Source organism: Kribbella sp. NPDC003505 (assembly GCF_040610875.1).
In the GTDB taxonomy this organism is placed as follows: Bacteria; Actinomycetota; Actinomycetes; order Propionibacteriales; family Kribbellaceae; genus Kribbella.
Genome location: NZ_JBEXNA010000007.1, coordinates 188626 through 206289, shown reverse-complemented (window position 1 = coordinate 206289; position 17664 = coordinate 188626). Strand labels below are relative to the sequence as shown.

The 17664-nt window shown below is 70.1% G+C and carries 18 protein-coding genes; 7 read left to right on the top strand and 11 right to left on the bottom strand.

Annotated elements, in window-relative coordinates; genetic code table 11:
- Window positions 1–47: 47 nt before the first annotated feature.
- The 3 genes from ABZX12_RS24915 to ABZX12_RS24905 all read right to left on the bottom strand — a co-directional run bounded on the left by ABZX12_RS24915 (window position 48) and on the right by ABZX12_RS24905 (window position 2849).
- A complete protein-coding gene (locus ABZX12_RS24915) occupies window positions 48–842 on the bottom strand; it encodes a DUF4097 family beta strand repeat-containing protein (protein WP_355696756.1) in 795 nt (264 codons plus the stop codon).
- Between the two features lie 70 nt (window positions 843–912).
- Complete coding sequence (locus ABZX12_RS24910; protein WP_355696754.1) at window positions 913–2190, bottom strand: hypothetical protein; 1278 nt, start codon at window positions 2188–2190, stop codon at window positions 913–915.
- Window positions 2190–2849, bottom strand: a complete 660-nt coding sequence (locus ABZX12_RS24905) for an SAF domain-containing protein (RefSeq protein WP_355696752.1) — start codon at window positions 2847–2849, stop codon at window positions 2190–2192. The genes ABZX12_RS24910 and ABZX12_RS24905 overlap by 1 nt, the downstream gene beginning before the upstream one ends.
- A gap of 166 nt (window positions 2850–3015) precedes the next feature.
- Here ABZX12_RS24905 and ABZX12_RS24900 point away from each other — a divergent pair, with 166 nt between their 5' ends.
- A complete protein-coding gene (locus tag ABZX12_RS24900; protein WP_355696751.1) occupies window positions 3016–3264 on the top strand; it encodes a helix-turn-helix domain-containing protein in 249 nt (82 codons plus the stop codon).
- A gap of 43 nt (window positions 3265–3307) precedes the next feature.
- Here ABZX12_RS24900 and ABZX12_RS24895 read toward each other — a convergent pair whose 3' ends face one another.
- A complete protein-coding gene (locus ABZX12_RS24895; protein ID WP_355696749.1) occupies window positions 3308–3856 on the bottom strand; it encodes a hypothetical protein in 549 nt (182 codons plus the stop codon).
- Window positions 3857–4017: 161 nt separating this feature from the next.
- On the opposite strand from ABZX12_RS24895, the gene ABZX12_RS24890 reads away from it, so the two are divergent.
- The 3 genes from ABZX12_RS24890 (at window position 4018) to ABZX12_RS24880 (ending at window position 7388) form a co-directional block, all read left to right on the top strand.
- Window positions 4018–5223, top strand: coding sequence for a LysM peptidoglycan-binding domain-containing protein (locus tag ABZX12_RS24890; RefSeq protein WP_355696747.1), 1206 nt, complete (start codon window positions 4018–4020; stop codon window positions 5221–5223).
- A 1-nt stretch (window position 5224) separates the two neighbouring features.
- Complete coding sequence (locus tag ABZX12_RS24885; RefSeq protein WP_355696745.1) at window positions 5225–6274, top strand: Rv3235 family protein; 1050 nt, start codon at window positions 5225–5227, stop codon at window positions 6272–6274.
- A 202-nt stretch (window positions 6275–6476) separates the two neighbouring features.
- A complete protein-coding gene (locus ABZX12_RS24880; protein ID WP_355696744.1) occupies window positions 6477–7388 on the top strand; it encodes a VanW family protein in 912 nt (303 codons plus the stop codon).
- Here ABZX12_RS24880 and ABZX12_RS24875 read toward each other — a convergent pair whose 3' ends face one another.
- On the bottom strand, window positions 7389–7796 hold the full coding sequence (locus ABZX12_RS24875) for a cupin domain-containing protein (protein WP_355696743.1): 408 nt from the start codon (window positions 7794–7796) through the stop codon (window positions 7389–7391).
- 63 nt (window positions 7797–7859) lie between these two features.
- Here ABZX12_RS24875 and ABZX12_RS24870 point away from each other — a divergent pair, with 63 nt between their 5' ends.
- A complete protein-coding gene (locus ABZX12_RS24870) occupies window positions 7860–8567 on the top strand; it encodes a helix-turn-helix domain-containing protein (protein ID WP_355696741.1) in 708 nt (235 codons plus the stop codon).
- Window positions 8568–8580: 13 nt separating this feature from the next.
- Entirely contained in the window at window positions 8581–9606 is a 1026-nt protein-coding gene (locus tag ABZX12_RS24865) for an aminoglycoside phosphotransferase (protein WP_355696739.1), read from the top strand.
- Here ABZX12_RS24865 and ABZX12_RS24860 read toward each other — a convergent pair.
- Genes ABZX12_RS24860 through ABZX12_RS24835 form a run of 6 tightly spaced genes read right to left on the bottom strand, consistent with a single transcriptional unit; the run spans window position 9587 to window position 16570 of the window.
- A complete protein-coding gene (locus ABZX12_RS24860; RefSeq protein WP_355696738.1) occupies window positions 9587–11482 on the bottom strand; it encodes a hypothetical protein in 1896 nt (631 codons plus the stop codon). The two genes, ABZX12_RS24865 and ABZX12_RS24860, sit on opposite strands and share 20 nt — an antisense overlap.
- The gene (locus ABZX12_RS24855) at window positions 11479–12537 is read right to left on the bottom strand and encodes a glycosidase (RefSeq protein ID WP_355696736.1); all 1059 of its coding nucleotides are present in this window, start codon (window positions 12535–12537) and stop codon (window positions 11479–11481) included. Before ABZX12_RS24855 ends, ABZX12_RS24860 begins: the two co-directional genes overlap by 4 nt.
- 18 nt (window positions 12538–12555) lie before the next feature.
- Window positions 12556–13374 (bottom strand): carbohydrate ABC transporter permease, encoded by an 819-nt coding sequence (locus tag ABZX12_RS24850; RefSeq protein WP_355696734.1) that lies wholly within the window; start codon window positions 13372–13374, stop codon window positions 12556–12558.
- Window positions 13374–14273, bottom strand: coding sequence for a sugar ABC transporter permease (locus ABZX12_RS24845; RefSeq protein WP_355696732.1), 900 nt, complete (start codon window positions 14271–14273; stop codon window positions 13374–13376). The genes ABZX12_RS24850 and ABZX12_RS24845 overlap by 1 nt, the downstream gene beginning before the upstream one ends.
- Window positions 14270–15538: an extracellular solute-binding protein gene (locus ABZX12_RS24840; protein WP_355696730.1), complete on the bottom strand. Its 1269-nt coding sequence runs from the start codon at window positions 15536–15538 to the stop codon at window positions 14270–14272. The genes ABZX12_RS24845 and ABZX12_RS24840 overlap by 4 nt, the downstream gene beginning before the upstream one ends.
- A gap of 12 nt (window positions 15539–15550) precedes the next feature.
- Complete coding sequence (locus ABZX12_RS24835; RefSeq protein ID WP_355696729.1) at window positions 15551–16570, bottom strand: LacI family DNA-binding transcriptional regulator; 1020 nt, start codon at window positions 16568–16570, stop codon at window positions 15551–15553.
- A gap of 274 nt (window positions 16571–16844) precedes the next feature.
- Between ABZX12_RS24835 and ABZX12_RS24830 the strand changes: the two genes are divergently transcribed.
- Window positions 16845–17660, top strand: a complete 816-nt coding sequence (locus ABZX12_RS24830) for an endo alpha-1,4 polygalactosaminidase (protein WP_355696727.1) — start codon at window positions 16845–16847, stop codon at window positions 17658–17660.
- Window positions 17661–17664: the final 4 nt, after the last annotated feature.

Here is a 17664-nt window from a genome sequence, read left to right as displayed (position 1 = left end):
ACGGCGGAGGCCCTCACCCTCCCGGCCCTCGCCCTCACGCGCTGTGTTCAGTGGCTGTATTCGATGCTCACATCGCCCGAGGAGGTCTTCGCCCGGATCGTCCGGGTGGAGCTCGGATCGATCTTCACGTTGGCCGACTCGTCACCCGAGGAGGTGTCGGTGTCGACCTTGTACGACTCGGCGCCGGACGGGATCCGGATGTCGACGTCACCCGAGCTCGTCTTCGCGTCGACCGTCTGCGGCGCGACGGTGAAGTCCAGCGCGACGCTGCCGGAGCTGCTGTGGGTCGTCACCGACGTCGCGGTCAGACCGTCGCCCTCGACATCGCCCGAGCTCGACCGGAGCTCCAGCGGTCCGCCGACGTCGTGCACCTCGATGTCGGCCGAGCTCGTCTTCAGCACGGCTCCGCCTTCGATCCCGGAGACAGACACCTTGCCGCTGCTGTTCTCGACCGTCAGCTTCACGTCCCGCGGCACTGTCAGCACGTAGCTCGTCTTGCAGCCGAACGACAGGAACCCGCAGCCGCCGCTGTCCAGCTCGAGCTTGCCGTCGCCCTGGTCATACCTCTCCTTCGGGTCCGAGCCGAACACGTTCCGCTCCGACTGGCGGTCGACCCGCACCTCGGTGCCGTCGCCGGGCCGCACCTCGATCGTTGCCGAGCTGCCCTTCACCAGCAGCGCTCCGCCCTGCACCGGGTAGCTGCTCTGGCTGCTCTTGGTGCCCTCGGTCAGGCCGGTGAGCGCCCAGTACACCCCGCCGAGGATGAGCGCGACGGAGATGGCGATCCCGTACCGCCGCTCGACGCTCATCGAGCTGCGCGGTCGGCCTTGGACATCGGACATGCCTCAACCCTGGCACATGGCGGCCCCGCTGTCGGTGGGGTTGTCCCCCGAATCAACCCTGAGTGAGCGGTCAGGCCGGGACCGAATGCAGGTCGTCGGCCACCGCGCCGGCGAGCTGCTGGAACGCCTTGCGGAGCTTGCTCGACCTGGCGGCCTCGGACAGGCTGCGCCCGTGTGCCACGGCGGTGTCCACCGCACCCAGGTCGTACGGCAGGAGGGCGGCGCGGTCGACACCGGCATACTGCCGGAGCGCGTCCAGGGCCGCGTCGGCGGGCGATCCGCCGAGCGAACCGGAGCGCAGCCGGTTCACCACGACGCGGGTGGTGACGGACGGTACGACGGCGCGCAGCTCGTGGACCGCCCGGATCAGGCGGGTCAGGCCGACCGGGTCCGCCGTACCGACCACGACGACCTCGTCGGCCTCCTCGAGCGTGGCGATCGTCGCCCCGTTGCGGCGCGGCGCCAGCGAGTCGAACGAGATCTCCTCGTCGGTCTCGACACAGAACCCGGCGTCGATCACCGTGATCGGCGCCAGCGAGCGCGCCGTCGACCAGATCGCCTCGACGGCCGCGGGCCGCAGCTCGGTCCAGCGGTCCGCGCGGCTGAGTCCGGTCAGGACGAGCAGGTGCGGGTTCAGCTCGCGGGCGTGCCGCGCGAGCGTGGTCACGTCGAGCGAACCGTTCGACGCCGAGCGCGCCGCGGCGGCCAGGCCCGAGGTCTCGTCGAGCATGCCGAGCATCTGGGCGACGGTCCCGCCATACACGTCGACGTCGGCGAGGAGCGTCGGCACGCGGCGCACCGCCAGCTCGCAGGCGAGGTTCACCGCGACGGTCGTCCGGCCCGGCGCGCCGGTCGGGCCCCAGACCGCGACCAGCCGGCCGGTGCCCTGTGGGAAGGCGGGCGGCTGCGGGTTGGCCGCGGCCTCCGGGGTGAGCGGCACGAAACCGCCTGCGAAGTGCGAGCTCGTGATCGGAGGGCCGGACTCGACCGCGTCGGCCACCGCACGGCCGAGGTCCGCCGGGCTCACGTCGGCCGGCAGGATCCGCTCGATCCCCATCCGGCTCAGCCGGTCCTCGGCCCCGAACGGCGCGCCGGTCTCGGTCGGGTCGACCAGGGCGAGCACGGCGATGCCGCGGGCGTGCAGCGCGGCGACCGCGTCGGACGACAACCGCGGCAGCGCGTCGGCGAGCAGGACGGCACGGGCCTGGCCGCTCGCGGCGGCCGCCATCACGTCCGCGATGTCGACGCAGCGCCGGACGACGCGGATCCCGGACGCTCGCTCGGTACGCCGGACGACGTCGGCCTCCCACGGCGCCCCCGTGACGGCCAGCAGGACTGGGACCGACATCAGCCGTCCTTCCGGACCAGGGTCGGCTCGCCCGCGCTGATCGCGGTGAGGGCGGCCGGGATGCGCGGCAGGTCGGTCGAGGCGAGCGCGATCGTCACCTGCCGGCGCGCCGTGCTGCCCGCGACCCCCTTCACCGAGTCGATCTGCAGCACGCGAACACTGCTCCACAGCGGCCGCGCGGGCTGTCCTTCGGTCTTCGGCACCACCCAGACGTCGACCACGTCGCCCGGCGCGGTGTCGGACGGCAGGCGGCCGGAGGCCACCGAGAGCGGGAACTCGGTGCGGTCCTGGTCGGACGCGGGAACGGCGGCGTCCTTCGGCACGAACTCGCCCTGGCCGACCGGGCGACCCACGACGAGCCCCTTCAGGTCGGCGTCGGCCGACAGATAGCGCTTGGAGTCGTCGCCGCTGGTGAACCGGACCCGGACCGTGGTCAGGTCGTCGTCGGTCAGCGGAGTGCCGGTCTTCAGCTCGTGCTTGGCCGCCCAGATCGTCGTGGTGTCATCGGCGGACGACAGCAGTTTGGCGCCCGCCAGCGCGGTGACGGCGACCAGCAGCACGCCGAGCACCAGGCGGCCGTCCTTCCAGCGCGCCTTGCGGTTGCGCTGGGCCGGGGCGGACGGCGCCCCGAAGCCACTTCGCACTGCTGTATCGACCACATCGTCTCCCCAGTCGGTGGATCGGTGTCGGCCGACATTCTGCCTGGTCGCCGATCGCACGGTGAACGGTCATCCACAGGCTGTCACAGCCTGGGGACAAACTCGGTCATCCGCTCGCCAACCGTGGCAAACTGAAGGAACCAGCCACTATCCGAAGGAGACGACGATGCCGGGACCGCGATTCCTCCAGCTCGCCGACGTCGCCGAGGTCCTGAACATCTCCGCGAACCAGGTCTACGCGCTGGTCCGGCGCGGCGACATCCCGGCGGTGAAGATCGGCGGCCGCGGGCAGTGGCGCGTCGAGGCGAGCGAGCTCGAGAAGTACATCGAGCGGCTCTACACCGAGACCAAGCAGTTCATCGACACCCATCCGTTCGGCGAGGAAGCCGACGCCACGGAGGACGCCCACCTCTGACCCCGGGCTCTCCCGGCGGGCTGGCGCCGGGAGGCCGCACGAGTCAGCGACGGCGAAGGGCTCTGAGTGCCTGGGTGGGGACCAGGCGGACGTTGTAGACCTCGGTGCGCCGCCGCGGTGCGTCGAGCGGGTGCTCGGCGATCTCCAGGAAGTCGGCGCCGACGCGGTCGATGGTGCCGGTGACCGGACCGCCGCCGCTGCAGAAGAGCGTGACCGGTGAGCGATCCCGGGCGATCCCCCGCAGCAGGTGCGCGAGACCGAGCTTGCCCTCGACGGCCCCGACCGCCGGCTCCGCCCACGGTCCGAGCCGATGGACCGCGATCAGCGCGTCGACCGGGATCAGCCACTCCTCGTAGCGCTCGGTCTCGATCAGCAGACAGTCCTTCCCGACCCGGCTGAGCTGTCCGCGCACCGGGTCGGCGTCGTTCAGCTCGACGCGGACGACGGTGTCCACCGCGCCGCGCAGGCGGTCGAGCACGGTGATCTTCCCGACCTCGGCCCGGATCCGATCGGCCACCTCGCCGTACAGGTCACTGTCCTGGAGCGCTTCGAACTGCGACTCCAGGTCCGCGAACAACGCATCCCACCGCATGACCGTGAACCTACCGGTCGCGGGTGCCGTCCGGCCGTCACCGTCCGCAGTGGAAACCGACGCTGCGTGGGTTAAGGACTTGCAAAGTCGGTGTATAACCGGTCTATAGTGGTCAAGCCAACGCAAACTAACGCAAACTCATAGGTCGGGAGCGAAGCGGGATGAACGCGATGATCCGGGTGGTCAAAGGCACGCTCGCGATCGTCGCGCTGGCCGTTGTCGGTCTCCTGCTGCGGTGGATCACCGCGGGCTCGATCACCGGCCTGCGGACGTACGACCTGGATTCGCTGACCGTCCTCGCGGTCGGGACGATCGCCTGGATCGCGTACGGCTGGCTGGTCCTGGCCGTGCTGCTCACGGTCCTCGAACAGGTCCCCGGCACGATCGGCGCCCTGTCCGGCGCCGTAGCCGGCCGGATCACCACCAAAACCGCCCGGGCCCTCCTGCGCTCCGGCCTCGGCGTAGCCGCCGTCACCCCGCTCACCGTCGGCGTAGCCCAAGCCGCCCCCACCGACACGGCCCACGTCCGCCAGTGGACCCAACCCGCCGCAGACTTCCGCGCCACTGAACCGCGCTCGACTGTCCAGCTCGGACCGGACAGCAGCACCCACCGCGCGAACGCCGGTAGTACCGCAGCCGACCAGACCACCGACAACGACCGTGCCACGGAGCCACGCTCGACCGTCGACCTCGGTGACTCCGGCCAAGCCCACACCGACTACCGCGCCACCGAACGCGCCTCGACCGTGCAGCTCGGACCGGACGCCGACAACCACCGCACGAGCGCCAGCAACACCACAGCCGACCACTCAGCGGACCACTCAGCCGACCACTCCGCCGACGACTTCCGAGCCACGGAGCCGCGCTCGACCGTCGAGCTCGGTAGTTCCGATCAGGCTCATACCGACCGCCGCGCAACCGAACCGCCGTCCCGAGTTCGCCTGAGCTCCACCCCCACCCCGCCGGACGACCCCACCACCCGCCCCACCCCGAATCGCCCAGTCGATCCCGGCAACTCCGGCAGCGTGACGCAGAAGCCGGGCAGGACGGAGCGGCCGACGGGCGGGTCGCGGGTGGGAGTACCGGATCGGCCGGCCGACGGTGCGCCCACCCGGTACACCGAGCTGCGACCGACCGTCCCGGTGCGTGTCGTCGTACGAGAAGGCGACTCGCTCTGGAAGCTCGCCGCCCGCGAACTCGGGCCGGACGCGACGGCGGAAGCGATCGCCACACGCTGGCCGGCCTGGTACGCCGCGAACCGCCACGTGATCGGGGACGACCCCGACCTCATCTACCCCGGGCAGGTCCTCCGCATCCCACCCACATCGACCGGCGACCACCTCCCGCCCCACCACCAGGAGCAGTGACATGAGCCAGCCCCACAACCTCCAGCCGGACGATCTCCCCCTGGACGACGTACACCCCGCTGCTCCCCTGACCGCCGTCCCCACCCGGACGACGGAAACCACCGCAGGCACCGCCGGCGCTCGCCAAGACCCGACGCTCACTCGCCCGGACACACCGGAGGCTCAGATGGCCGTCACCCCGACCACGCCGACCACCTCAACCACGCCGACGGCGCGGCCCGCTCGGTCCACGCGGGCCGTCGCGCCGGCTGCCGCGGTGGGAACCGCCGGGGACGCCCGGCAGATGCTCGCCGAGGTCAGCCGGCCCCGCCTCGCGTCGGTCGGTGGCGACGCGCACGGCGTGCCGGCCACGACGCGGTACGCCGATCAGCTGACGGACGGGGCTCTCGCGTTGCGCCTGGAGGCCGTACGGCGGCTCGGCATCGCATCCGCCCCGGTCGCCGATGCGCCGAGCGACGCAGACGCGCCGGGTGCCGCCGGTGAGCGAGGGAAGCGCCGGAAGCTCAGCGTGGTGCCGGAAGCTGCCGGCGCCACGCACGCGGTCGCGGCGCCTGGGCAACCTGACGGGGCCCAGGCGCCGCTCAAGACAACCGCCGTCAAGACAACCGTGGTCGAGACAACCGCAGCCAAGACAACAGCCGGCACGACAGCCGTCAACGAAACCGTCGCCAAGGTCGCGCGGCCGGGCGGGGTTCCGGGGCGGGAGGCGCCGCGGCTGCCGGAGGTGCGGGCTTGGAGTGCCCGGTTGGCTCAGGCGATTTCCGAGGTGCTGGCCGGGGACCGGCCGATCTCGCAGCTGGTGCGGTTCGCCGACGATGCGGTCTTCATGGAACTGAACCGGCGGGTGCGGCTCCTGGGGCTGAACTCGACCGCCGGCACCCGCGGGGCGAAGGAGAAGAGCGTCGTGCGCTCGGTGCGGGTGTTCATGCCGGAGCCGTTCATCGCCGAGATCGCCGCACACGTACGCCACGGCGGCCGCTCCCGCGCAGTCGCCTTCCGCCTGGAGGTCCGCCGCAACCGCTGGGTCTGCACCGCCCTCGAACTCGGCTGATCGCCGAGCCTGCGGGTGAACATCTCAGACAGCAGCACAGCAGCACGGTGGTGTCTCCGACCACCCGTAACGAACGTCGGCTGAACTCGCGGCTCCATCCCGGCGTCATACCGGGCGCAATTCGATTGTGGTGGTTCTGTCATGTGGTTGGAGTCCCGGCGGCGTACGGTGGCCGGGGTCGTCTGGGTTCGGGGGAACGAGGATGTCGGAGAGCACAACCGCCACGTCGGCGTGGCAGGTCGGTGTGCGGGAGTTGAGTGCGGCCGAGCAGGCGCGCATTCTCCCGGCGGTACGGCGGCGGCGCTGGAGTGAGCGCGTGCGTCTGCTGTACCCGTTGGCCGTGCGCTACCACCGCGCCGTGAAGCGCCTCGACTGGATGACGTCCAGCACGCCGTACGCCGCGACGCACGACGTAGAAGACCTGCAGGTGCGGATCAAGCGGCACAAGTCGTTGCTGCTGCGACAGCTCGGCGAGACCGAGATGTGGATGCAGCACAACAAGGTCGCGAACCTGAAGCTCGCCTGCGCACAGGTCGACGGACTGTTGATCCGCCCCGGCGAGACGTTCTCGTTCAACAAGGTCGTCGGCAACGCGACCCGCCGCAAGGGTTATCTGAAAGGCATGCGGCTGTCGAACGGCCAGGCCAAGCCGGGGATCGGCGGCGGCATCTGCCAGCTCGCGAACCTGCTGCACTGGATGGTCCTGCACTCGCCGTTGACCGTGACGCAGCGGTCCACGCACAGCTTCGATCCGTTCCCCGACAACGGCCGCGTGCTGCCGTGGGGCGTGGGCTGCAGCATCGTCTACAACTACGTGGATCTGCAGTTCCGCAACGACACCGACCAGACGTTCCAGTTGCGGGTCGGCGTCGGCGACCGCTACCTCGAGGGCGAGATCCTGGCCGACGTCCCGGCCCCGTCGTCGTACCGGGTGTTCGCCAAGGACGAGCGGTTCCTGCGGGCCGGCGCGGAGTACTTCCGCCGCAACGAGATCTGGCGCACGGTCATCGACCGGCGCACGGGGACGCCGGTCCGCGACGAGCTGATCCGCGAAAACGTTGCCGTGGTCAAATACCTGCCGGTCGACGTACCGGTCCTGGACGTCCTGGTCTGATCACTCGAGCAGCGCGCACCCGTACTTCTCGAACAGCTCCGCCACGTCGCCGGAGAACCCGCCGTGCAGCTCGCGCAGCATCGCGTGCGTGGTCGCCGACATCACCAGCACATACCGCGCCGGCTCCTCACCCGGGTTCCCGAACGTGTGCGGCACGCCGCGCGGCCCGATGATCCCCGATCCGGCCGGTACGTCGTAGTCCTCGCCGTCGATCCGCATCCGCATCGTCCCGGACAGCACGTACCAGGCCTCGTCGTCGGTGTGGTGGACGTGCAGCGGCGCCTGCCACGCCACCTCGTCCGACGTGCGGCCGTCGGCCTCCCACTCGGCGAGCACCAGACCGGACCCCTCGGGCGCGATCGTACGCCCGAGCAGCGGAACCCCTGACAGATCGTCGCGACGCGTCACACCATCTCTGATGCCCGAACTCGCCGTCGCCAAACTGTCGGCGGCGCGTAGCAGACTGGAGAGGTGACTGTGGCCGTCGAGCCGTACCGGGAGCGCCCCGCGCGCATCGCCGGCGCCGACCTGTGGACACGGACGGCGGAAGGCGGCGAGTACCAGATCCTCCCCGACGGCTGCATGGACCTGCTGCTGATGGACGACGACCTGATCGTCGCCGGCCCGGACAGCCGCGCCTGGACGGGCTCCGCGCCGCGCGGCACGCGGTATGCCGGGATCCGGTTCGCGCCGGGTGCCGCGCCGGGTTTCCTCGGCGTCCCGGCCCGCGAGTTGCTGAACCAACGGGTCCGCCTCGCCGACCTGTGGTCGCCGACCCGGAGCCGGCGCCTGCTGGACCGGATCCGATCGGCCCCCGATCACGCGACAGCGCTCGACCTCGAGGTCGCCAGACTGCTCGAGGAGCCGACAGACCGGCTCACCACGCACGTACTACGCAGTGTCCGCGGCGGTCTGCTCCGTGGCACGGCCGGCGTCGCCCGCCTGGCCGGGACGATCGGCCTGAGCGAGCGGCAGCTGCACCGCCGCTGCCTGGACGCCTTCGGGTACGGGCCGAAGATGCTCGACCGGGTCCTGTGGATGAACGTCGCCCTCGACCACGCCCGCACCGGACTCCCGCTCGCCGACGTCGCCGTGCTCACCGGGTATGCCGACCAGGCGCACTTCTCCCGCGATGTGAAAGCCCTCACCGGTCTGCCACCGAAGATCCTGCTGGGCTGAGACACTGCTCCCCATGACCGAAGTCGGTACGACGACGTTGCGGCACAACCCGCTCAACGCGGTGACGGCGAACGTCGAGCGGGTGACGTACGCCGACGGCTGGACCGCCGTCCGCAAGGAGCTCCGGCGGCCCGCCGACTCCTCCGGTCCGTGGGCCGCGTCGACCGACCCGCGGCACTGGAACTACTGGCGCCGCGAGCTCGAGGTCTATCGCGACGACGAGCTCCGCGAACAGCTCGCCGACGCCGGACTGGTGCTGCCCGCGGCGCAGACCGAGGACCAACACGGCGGCGCCGTGCTGCTGATGGAAGACATCGGCGGTACGCCGGGCACGCACTTCAGCCTCGCGGAGCACGCGGCGCTCGCCCGGGCCTGCGGTCGCTGGCAGGCCCGCCCCGCGCCCGAGCGGCCGTGGACGTCGATCGGTTTCCTCCGCGACTACTCGACGACCCGCGACGTGCCGTGGCACCTGATGACCGACGACGCCGCGTGGCAGCAGCCGCTGATCCGCGAGACCTGGCCGGCCAGACTCCGCGAGGCCTGGACCGGACTCCTGGTCCATCGCGATGCCCTGATCGACCTGGTCGCGAGTCTCCCGAGGGCTCGCTGCCACCTCGACTTCTGGGTGTCGAACGTGATCCAGCGACCGTCCGGCGAGCTCGCGCTGTTCGACTGGTCGTTCCTCGGCGACGGGGCCCTCGGCGAGGACATCGGCAACTACATCCCGGACGCGGTGTTCGACCTGTTCTGGCCGGTCGAGCGCCTGCCCGAGCTCGCCGAGACGTGCATCGCCAACTACCTCGACGGCTTGTACGAGGCAGGTTGGCGCGGCGACCCGGACGACGTACGGCTCGCGGTGATGGCGTCCGGCGTGAAGTACGCATGGCTGCTGCCAGGCCTGCTCGGCCGTGCCTCCGACGCGACGCACAACGCCTACCACCGCCAAGTCGACAGCAGGTATCTGTTCCACCAACGCGGCCAGGCCCTGCTGTACCTGGCCGACCGGTGTGCGGAGGCGCTCAGCCGAGCACGACGGTGAACCCACCCGGTACGACGAGTGGAGTGCCGCGGGCGACCAGCCGACCGCTGGAGTCGTACGAGTACGCACGCTTGCCGGCATCGACCACCCGCGGACGAGTGTCGACGCTCACCAGGAGCGTCGCCGATCCGATCCTGAGGCTGCTGATGGTCGGAAGCAGCAGTACTGCATCCACTTGAGCCTTGCCTGTCGACCGTGCGCTGAGGGTGGTCGCGTTGGCAGGCAGCGGCTTGGCGAGTGTCAGCGGCTGAAGAGCACCGGGTGCCGCGGAGATTCCTTGCGGGCCGCAGCTGTGCGTCAGCGTGCCGAGCGTCAGCCCAGCGCTCGTCCAGGTGGTCCTCGCCGGGTCGGGTGTGTCGACGAGATTGACGACCGGCAGCACCAGTCGCGGGTGCGTCGACGCCGGCAGCGTCCAGGTCGCCGTACCGTCGAGGGACAGGTAGGAGCCGTTGCTCCACTGGGATTCGCCGGTCCAGGCCGAAGGCGGAGTGACGATCGCGCCCCCGGCGGCCGATTCCGCCTCGACGACCTGCAGGCCCTCGTACGCCGTTTCGCCCGACAGGCGAGCGATGTCTGGATGGGCGTCGAGGGCGAGCATCGAGAGCTGGCCGTGGATCGTGGACTCCGCGCCGGAGTTGCGGTTGATCACGCCGTCGCCGGAGATGCCGTCGTACGTGCGCCCGGTGGCTGCGTCGTACATCGGTTGGCCGGCGCGGTTGGCGCCGAAGTACCAGGCGGCTACGAAGGCGGCGAGGTGCTTCTGGCCGGGGAGGTCGATCGCGAGCAGTGCCTGCAGTCGCGCGTCGACGCCGTACGCGATCTGGGTGCGGTCGATCGGGACTGGTAGCCAGCCGTTGTCGGCGCCGCCTGCCGTGAGCAGGAGCGGCGTGAAGCCTGCGGTGTCGCCGATGGCCCCGGTGAGCAGACCGGGATCACCGAGGGCGGCAGCGGCGGCAGCCAGGGCCGACGGCATCTGGGCGCCCCACGCGTGCCAGTCCGAGATCGACTCGCCCCACGGGAGGATCGCCCGGAACGGCCATTCGCGGGTCGATCCAGCCTGCAGCTCTGCGATGCCTTCGGCGAAGTGGGCCAGGGCCTGACGAGCCCTCGGCGATCCACCCGCCTCGACGTACGCCGACAGTCCGAGGACCGCTTCGGACGTGGCGTCGGCGCCGTTCACGATCAGCCAGGCGGGGAGCTTGCGGCCGTCGACCACGTTGTACTGGCCGTAGCGGGTCAGGACCTGACGCTCCAGCGCGGCGATCGCCAACTCGAGCCGCTCGCGGAGGAAGCCGGCGAAGGCCTGGTCAGTGCGGCGGAAAACGCTGTATCCCTCCCCCAGGGCCCAGACCGTGCGGGCCAGCCAGTACGACGGGCCGGAGTCGGACGGGTCGGGCAGCTCGACCGGTTCGGCGCTGGGGTTCAGGGCGCCGTCGGGTTGCATCCACAGAACGACGTTTCCGTTGGGCGACTGCAGGAACGTGAGTGCTCGCAGCAGGTCCCGGGCAGCCTGGAGCGAGCTCGCCTGGTGGAACAGCGTCCAGTGCCGCAGGTAGACGATCGCCGCCCGGGCGATGTCGTCCGCGTTGTACGCGCCCTGCCCGTAGGTGTTCGTCGCGGGATCGTAGGTGCCGCCACCGATCCGCTGATAGGAGCCGTCGGCCTGGCGGTCGGCGTACGTCCACAGCACCCCGAGCGGAGCGGAGCCGTAGGTGGAGTGTCCGGCAGCGGGCGGCGGCGAGACCGACGTCCGGAGATAGTCGAGGTGCGCGAGGTTGGACAGGCGGGTGGGCGTGCCCGCAGCGGGGACGGTGACCGCCGAGGCGGCGGCCACCGCGAGTGCTCCACCGAGGACGGTGCGGCGGGTCGGGTTCATGGCAGCCGATCCAATCTGGCCACACCGATCGCGGCGTCGGCCATGCCGTAGAAGACGTACCGCACGCCGTCGACCTCCTCGATCGCGGTCGGGAAAACGACGTTCCCCACCGTTCCGACCTTTTCCTCCTCGGTTTCCGGGACCAGCAGGGGTTCGGTGCTGCGGGCAATCACCCGGGTCACGTCGTCGGCGTCCAGGATGAGCGCGCCGGCCGCGTAGCAGACCTTCTGGGTCGTCGGGTCGAAGCCTTCCGGCTGCTCGCCGGTGACGCCGTGGTGGATCACCAGCCAGCCCTCGGGGATCCGCAGCGGCGCCGGCCCGGCGCCGATCTTCAGCTCCTCGAAGGGGTACTCCGACATCGCGACCAGCCGGTGCTGCCGCAGGTGGACGAGGTTGCGCAGATCCTCCTCGACCGCCGACACCGGCACGAACGAGACCCAGATCCCCGGGCGGTCGTCGGTGACACCGGCCGGCAGGTGGACGCCCTCGCCCTCGCGGAACCAGCCGAGGTCCCACATCGGCCGGTGCAGCATCGCGTACGCCGGTTCGCCGTCCGGACCGGGCACCGGCTCGGGGAAGAAAACGGTGTCCTTGTTCGGGAACAGGTTCAGGTCGGTGTCCAGGTCCGGCTGGTACTCGAAGTGCAGCGGCCCCAGCCGCCGCCACTCCCGCAGATCCGACGAGACCGCGAGGGCCGGCTTCGGCCCGAGTGGGCCGTAGGCGACGTAGGTCATCACGTGCAGGCCGAGCGACGGGACGAACGTGACACGGGGGTCTTCCACGCCCGCGTTGTTCTTGCCGCGCTCCCAGCCTTCGTCCGGCGCGAGCACGACACCTTCGCGCCGGACGCCGACCGGGACGCCGTCGGTCAGCTCGACCTCGGCCAGACCGACGCGCGAGATATTGCCGCTGGCAACCAGCCGCGGCAGCAGGTACAGCCGGCCGTCGGGGGTGTGCCCGGTGGCGGGGTTCAGCACCCCCTCCGCCTCGAGCTCGTTGCCCGGCTCGGCCGTCATCAGCACGCCGACACGAGTAAGGGTGTAGGGAACAGTCACGGGGAAAGCCTTTCGGAGCTAGCCTTTGACGCCGGACGACAGGTTTGTCGAGATGAACCGGCGCTGGAAGACGATGAACAGGGCGACCGCGGGCGCGGCGAGCACGCAGGCGCCCGCGAGCACGGCGCCGAACGGGTTCGCCGCGCGGGCGGACACCGTGGTCAGGTAGTTGGACAGGGAGACCGCGAGCGGCTGCAGGTCCTGCTGCTTGGTGATCAGGAACGGCCACAGGAACTCGTTCCAGGGCCCGATGAACGTGAGCAGCACGCCGGTCAGCAACGCGGGCCGGACCAGCGGTACGGCGACCCGCCAGAGGATGCCGAGCTCGGACGCGCCGTCGATCCGGGCGGCGTCGAAGAGCTCGGCCGGCAACTGCAGGAAATACTGCCGGAACACGAAGACCGCGGTCGAGTTGATCAGGAACGGCAGGGTCATCCCGAGATAGCTGTCGGCCAGCCCGTAGCTGCGCACGATCAGCACGTAGAGCGGGATCGTCAGCAGCTGGAACGGCACCACCTGGATGAGCAGCATCAGGTTGAACACCAGCCCGCGGCCGCGGAACCGCAGCCGCGCCAGCGCGTAGCCGGCGAGGACCCCGAACACGAGGGTGCCGAGGATGACGCCACCGGTGAAGATGCCGGAGTTGAGCAGCGACCGGCCGAGGTGGATGGCCTTGTTGATCTCGGCGTAGTTGTGGCCGGTCAGGTTGCCGGGTGACGGAAATGCTCCGGAAACCGTCGGATCCGGTTCGGCCTGCAGGGAGCCGATCAGCATGTAGTAGAACGGAAACAGGAAGACGAAGGCGCCGACCAGCAGCGCGACGAACTTGAGCCTCATCAGTCCTCCTCCCGCCCGACGAAGCGCCGTTCGACCAACGCGAGCACCAGCACCCCGATGACAAGAAGCACGCCGATCGCCGACCCGATATCCGGATTCCCCTGCTCGATGCCGCGCTGGTACATGATCAGCACCGGGGAGGCGGACGCTCCGTCCGGTCCGCCGCCACCGGTCAACAGGTAGGGCTCGGTGAAGAGGTTCGCGCCTGTCACCGTCGCGACCAGGACGACCAACGTGGTCGCCGGTCGCACCCCCGGAACGGTCACGTTGAGAAACGATTTCCACCGCCCGGCGCCGTCCATCGCCGCTGCCTCGTAGAGATCCTTCGAGACGTTCTGCAGTGCGGCGAGGTACAGCAGGATGAAGAAGCCGAGCTGTTTCCAGGTCACGTAGATCGCAACCGTCGGCATCGCCAAAGACGAGTTCACCAACCAGGACGGATCGGGAGCGAGCGGCCCCAGAACCGAGTTGACCAACCCGTTGGAGTTGAACAGGAAGAGCCAGACGCCGACCACCGCGACCGACGCCGTCACGTAGGGCACGTAGTACGAGACCCGGAAGAACGTCCGCCACCGGATCGCCGCGTTCAGCGCGTTGGCCAGCCCGAGCGACAGCACGACGGTCAGCGGAACGTTGATCACCAGGAACACCAGCACGTTGCCGAACGCCCGCCGGACCGCCGGATCCGACAGCACCGCCACATAGTTGTCGAACCCGACGAACGGCCGGTCCACGATCGCACCGGGCGCGGCGAAGAAGTAGTCGTGGAACGACATGTACACCGCGAACCCGAGCGGATATGCGAACACCGCGGCCAGGAACACGACGTACGGCGTGACGAACGCGGTCCCGACCGGATGCTCACCGAGGATCCGGCCGAGCGGACCACGCGACCTCATGACTGCTTGACGAGTTGGTCGACCTTCTGTGCGGCGCCGTCGAGGGCCTGGCCGACGTCCTCCTGGCCGAAGATCACCGACTTGGAGTAGGCGTCGCGGAAGGTCTGCCAGATCGTGATCGAGTTCGGCACGTTCGGGACCTCGACGGTTCGCGACGCCTGATCGGCGAACGTCTTGTAGTCCGGGTTCTTCGCGAAGTAGTCCGCGTACGCCGAGGCGACGTCCTTGCGCAACGGCATCTGCCCGGTCGCGGCCAGGAACTTGCCGTCCTGGTCCTTGCTGGTCGCGAACTTCAGCACGTCCGCCGCCGTCCCGCGATTCTTGCAGGCCGAGTACATCGCGACGTTCTTGGCGTCGGAGAACGTGTGAATCTCGGCGGCCGGCTTGCCCGCGGACGTCGGCACCGGGACGACGCCCCAGTCGACCTTGCCCTTGTACGTCGCGATCGCCCACGGACCGACCACGGCCATCGCCGCGGTGCCGTCCACGAACGCGTCCCCGGTGTACTTCTCCGGCGATGCCAGCTTGTCGGCGTACAGCGTCCGCCAGAACTGCGCGACCTTCTTGCCCTCGTCGGACGCGAACGTCGCCTTGCCGTCGGCCACCAACTGCTTGCCGCCGCTCTCGGCCGCGTACAACGGGTAGAAGTCGAACCAGGACTGGTAGAACTCGTTGCTCGGCGCCGGGTAGATCGCGAACTTCGCCGCCTTCGACGCCACGATCTTCCGCGACGTCGCGAGGAACTCGTCGTAGGTGGCCAGCGACGGGTTCGTGATGCCGGCCTTCGCGAACACTTTCTTGTTGTAGAAGATCATCACCGGGTTCGACTTCCACGGCAGCTGGTAGTACTTGCCGTCCGGCGACTTGTACTGCTGGGCGACGTCGCCGGAGCGCTCCTCGATGTAGGACGCGTCCAGCGGCACCAGTCCGCCCTGTTTCTGGAACTGCGACACCGACGCCGGCGACGTGTTGAAGATCAGGCACGGCGCGTTCCCTGCCGTGATCGCGGCGCCGATCACCTCTTCGGACGACTTGCCCGTCGGGATCTCCTGCGCGGTGATCTTCTGGTCGCCGTGTTCGGCGTTCCAGGCCGCCACCATCTGCTTGCCCCAGGCCACTTCCTCGGCGTTGTTCGAGTACCAGATCGTGATCGGTCCGCGGGCCTTGGCCGCGGCGTCGGCGTCACCAGCGCCGTCACCGCCGCTCCCGCACGCGGCGAGCGAGCCGGCCAGAACGACGGCCAGCAGTCCAGCTTGCAACTTCATCAGGGGTTCCTCCTAGGCAGGGGGTGCAGCAGTGGAGCGCCGTACGACGAGTTCCGCGGGCGGGAGCTCGACGTCGGGTACGTCGGTCTCGCCGTCGACGACCCGGTTCAGGGTCCGGGCCGCTGTCTCGCCGAAGCGGAACGGGTCGGCGCGGACCGTGGTCAGACCGGGATGCACGTACTCGGCGAGCTCGCTGTCGTCGAAGCCGGCGATGCTCAGGTCGTCCGGCACCGTCAGCCCGGCGGCCTGGGCGGCGCCCAGACCGGCGATCGCCATCCGGTCGTTCGCGTAGACGATCGCGGTCGGCGGCTGCGGCAGCGCGAGCAACCGCCGCGTCGCCTCGATACCGCCGGCCGCGGTGAAGTCGCCGTCCTCGACCGCGACCGGCTCAAGCCCGGCGGCGGCCAGCGTCTCGACGAAGGCCGTGGAGCGGGCCGTGGCGTGCACGAACGCGGTTGGGCCGGCGACGTGCGCGATCCGGGTGTGCCCGAGCTCCACCAGGTGCTCGACGACCGCCCTCGTGCCGGGCCGGTCGTCGAGGGTGACCGCCGGGAACGGCGACTGGCCGTCGGGCCGGTTCAGCGTGACCGCGGGCAGGCCGAGCTCGACGAGCAGCTCGATCCGCGGATCGTCGTGCCGGAGGTCGGACAGGAACACCCCGTCCACCCGCGCGTCCTGCGCGAGCCGCTGGTAGCCGTCCGCCTCCGAGCCGTCGGCGACCACCTGCAGGACCAGGGCCTGGCCCTGCGTCGACAGCACGCTCTCGACCCCGGCGATAAACGCCGGGAAGAAGGGGTCCGACGACAGCACGGCCGGATCCCGGGTGATCACCAGACCGAGCGCGAACGCCTTCGAGACCGACAGCGACCGCGCCCGGTTGCTCGGCCGCCAGCCCAGCTCGTCGGCGGCCGCGAGGATCTTGTCCACGGTCGTCTGCGCCAGCCCCGGCCGGCCGTTGAGCGCGAACGACACCGATCCCTTGGACACGCCGGCCCGGCGCGCCACATCCGCGATTGTCGGCCGCTTGGTCACCCGAGGTCTCCTTTAAACCGGTTTAAAGAGCATCTAAACCGGTTAAAACCCGAGCTGTCAAGATCTCGATCGATGCGCAGTACCGCAATCTGCGGCCAGTTCCGCGCACTCGTTTGCAGCCGATCGCTTGACGGCCGTGGCCGGCGAGGGATTGACTGGTCGGCAGCGACGCACCCAGCCGGTACCAGGCCGACGGCCTGAAGTCCGGTTTTCCGGCGCCAGGGTGGTGAGAAACCCGAGGCGGGGTCGCGTCCCCGGGACCGATGGAGCAATCGTGTCCAGACTCACCCGCCGCCTGCTCGGAGCAGCCGCGGCCACCGCCCTCGCAGTCGCCGTCACCACCACCGCCTCCACGCTCACCCGAACCGCCGCCGACGCGGCCGTCACGCTGCCGCCGGCGCACGCGAAGTTCGACTACCAGATCGGCGGCGCGTACACCCCGCCCGCCGGCGTCCAGGTGGTCACCCGCGACCGGAACGCCGCGCCCGCCGCGGGCCTGTACAACATCTGCTACGTCAACGCCTTCCAGGTCCAGCCGGGCGAGCAGGGCCAGTGGGCCGCCGACCTGCTGCTCCGCGATGCCAACGGCAACCTGGTGATCGACGAGGACTGGGGCGAACCGCTCCTCAACCTCCGTACCGCCGACAAGCGGACCCGGATCGCCGCCAAGGTCAACGGCTGGATCGACGGCTGCGCCGCCAAGGGCTACCGGGCGATCGAGCCGGACAACTACGACAGCTACACCCGCTCGAAGAACCTCCTCACCGCCGCGCAGGCCAAGGCGTACCTGACCCTGCTGGCCACCCACGCCCACAGCAAGAACCTCGCGATCGGCCAGAAGAACACGGTCGAACTGGCGGGCGCGCGGACATCGGTCGGCCTCGACTTCGCGGTCGCCGAGGAATGCGGCCAGTACGACGAGTGCGTCGACTACGTCGATGCCTTTGGCAACAACGTGATCGTGATCGAGTACACCGACAGCGGTCGGCGGACAGCGTGTTCGCAGTACGGCGGAACGCTCTCGATCGTGCAGCGCGATGTGGACGTCTCCGTCCCGGGCGACCCCGGGTACGTCCGCAAGACCTGCTGAACTC

Excerpts from the sequence above, each read along its gene's own strand:
- ABZX12_RS24865 (WP_355696739.1), top strand. The coding sequence starts at position 8,581 with ATGACCGAAGTCGGTACGACGACGTTGCGGCACAACCCGCTCAACGCG.
- ABZX12_RS24880 (WP_355696744.1), top strand. The coding sequence starts at position 6,477 with ATGTCGGAGAGCACAACCGCCACGTCGGCGTGGCAGGTCGGTGTGCGG.
- ABZX12_RS24900 (WP_355696751.1), top strand. The coding sequence starts at position 3,016 with ATGCCGGGACCGCGATTCCTCCAGCTCGCCGACGTCGCCGAGGTCCTG.
- ABZX12_RS24915 (WP_355696756.1), bottom strand. The coding sequence starts at position 842 with ATGTCCGATGTCCAAGGCCGACCGCGCAGCTCGATGAGCGTCGAGCGG.
- ABZX12_RS24890 (WP_355696747.1), top strand. The coding sequence starts at position 4,018 with ATGAACGCGATGATCCGGGTGGTCAAAGGCACGCTCGCGATCGTCGCG.
- ABZX12_RS24840 (WP_355696730.1), bottom strand. The coding sequence starts at position 15,538 with ATGAAGTTGCAAGCTGGACTGCTGGCCGTCGTTCTGGCCGGCTCGCTC.
- ABZX12_RS24910 (WP_355696754.1), bottom strand. The coding sequence starts at position 2,190 with ATGTCGGTCCCAGTCCTGCTGGCCGTCACGGGGGCGCCGTGGGAGGCC.
- ABZX12_RS24885 (WP_355696745.1), top strand. The coding sequence starts at position 5,225 with ATGAGCCAGCCCCACAACCTCCAGCCGGACGATCTCCCCCTGGACGAC.
- ABZX12_RS24850 (WP_355696734.1), bottom strand. The coding sequence starts at position 13,374 with ATGAGGCTCAAGTTCGTCGCGCTGCTGGTCGGCGCCTTCGTCTTCCTG.
- ABZX12_RS24845 (WP_355696732.1), bottom strand. The coding sequence starts at position 14,273 with ATGAGGTCGCGTGGTCCGCTCGGCCGGATCCTCGGTGAGCATCCGGTC.
- ABZX12_RS24895 (WP_355696749.1), bottom strand. The coding sequence starts at position 3,856 with ATGCGGTGGGATGCGTTGTTCGCGGACCTGGAGTCGCAGTTCGAAGCG.
- ABZX12_RS24860 (WP_355696738.1), bottom strand. The coding sequence starts at position 11,482 with ATGAACCCGACCCGCCGCACCGTCCTCGGTGGAGCACTCGCGGTGGCC.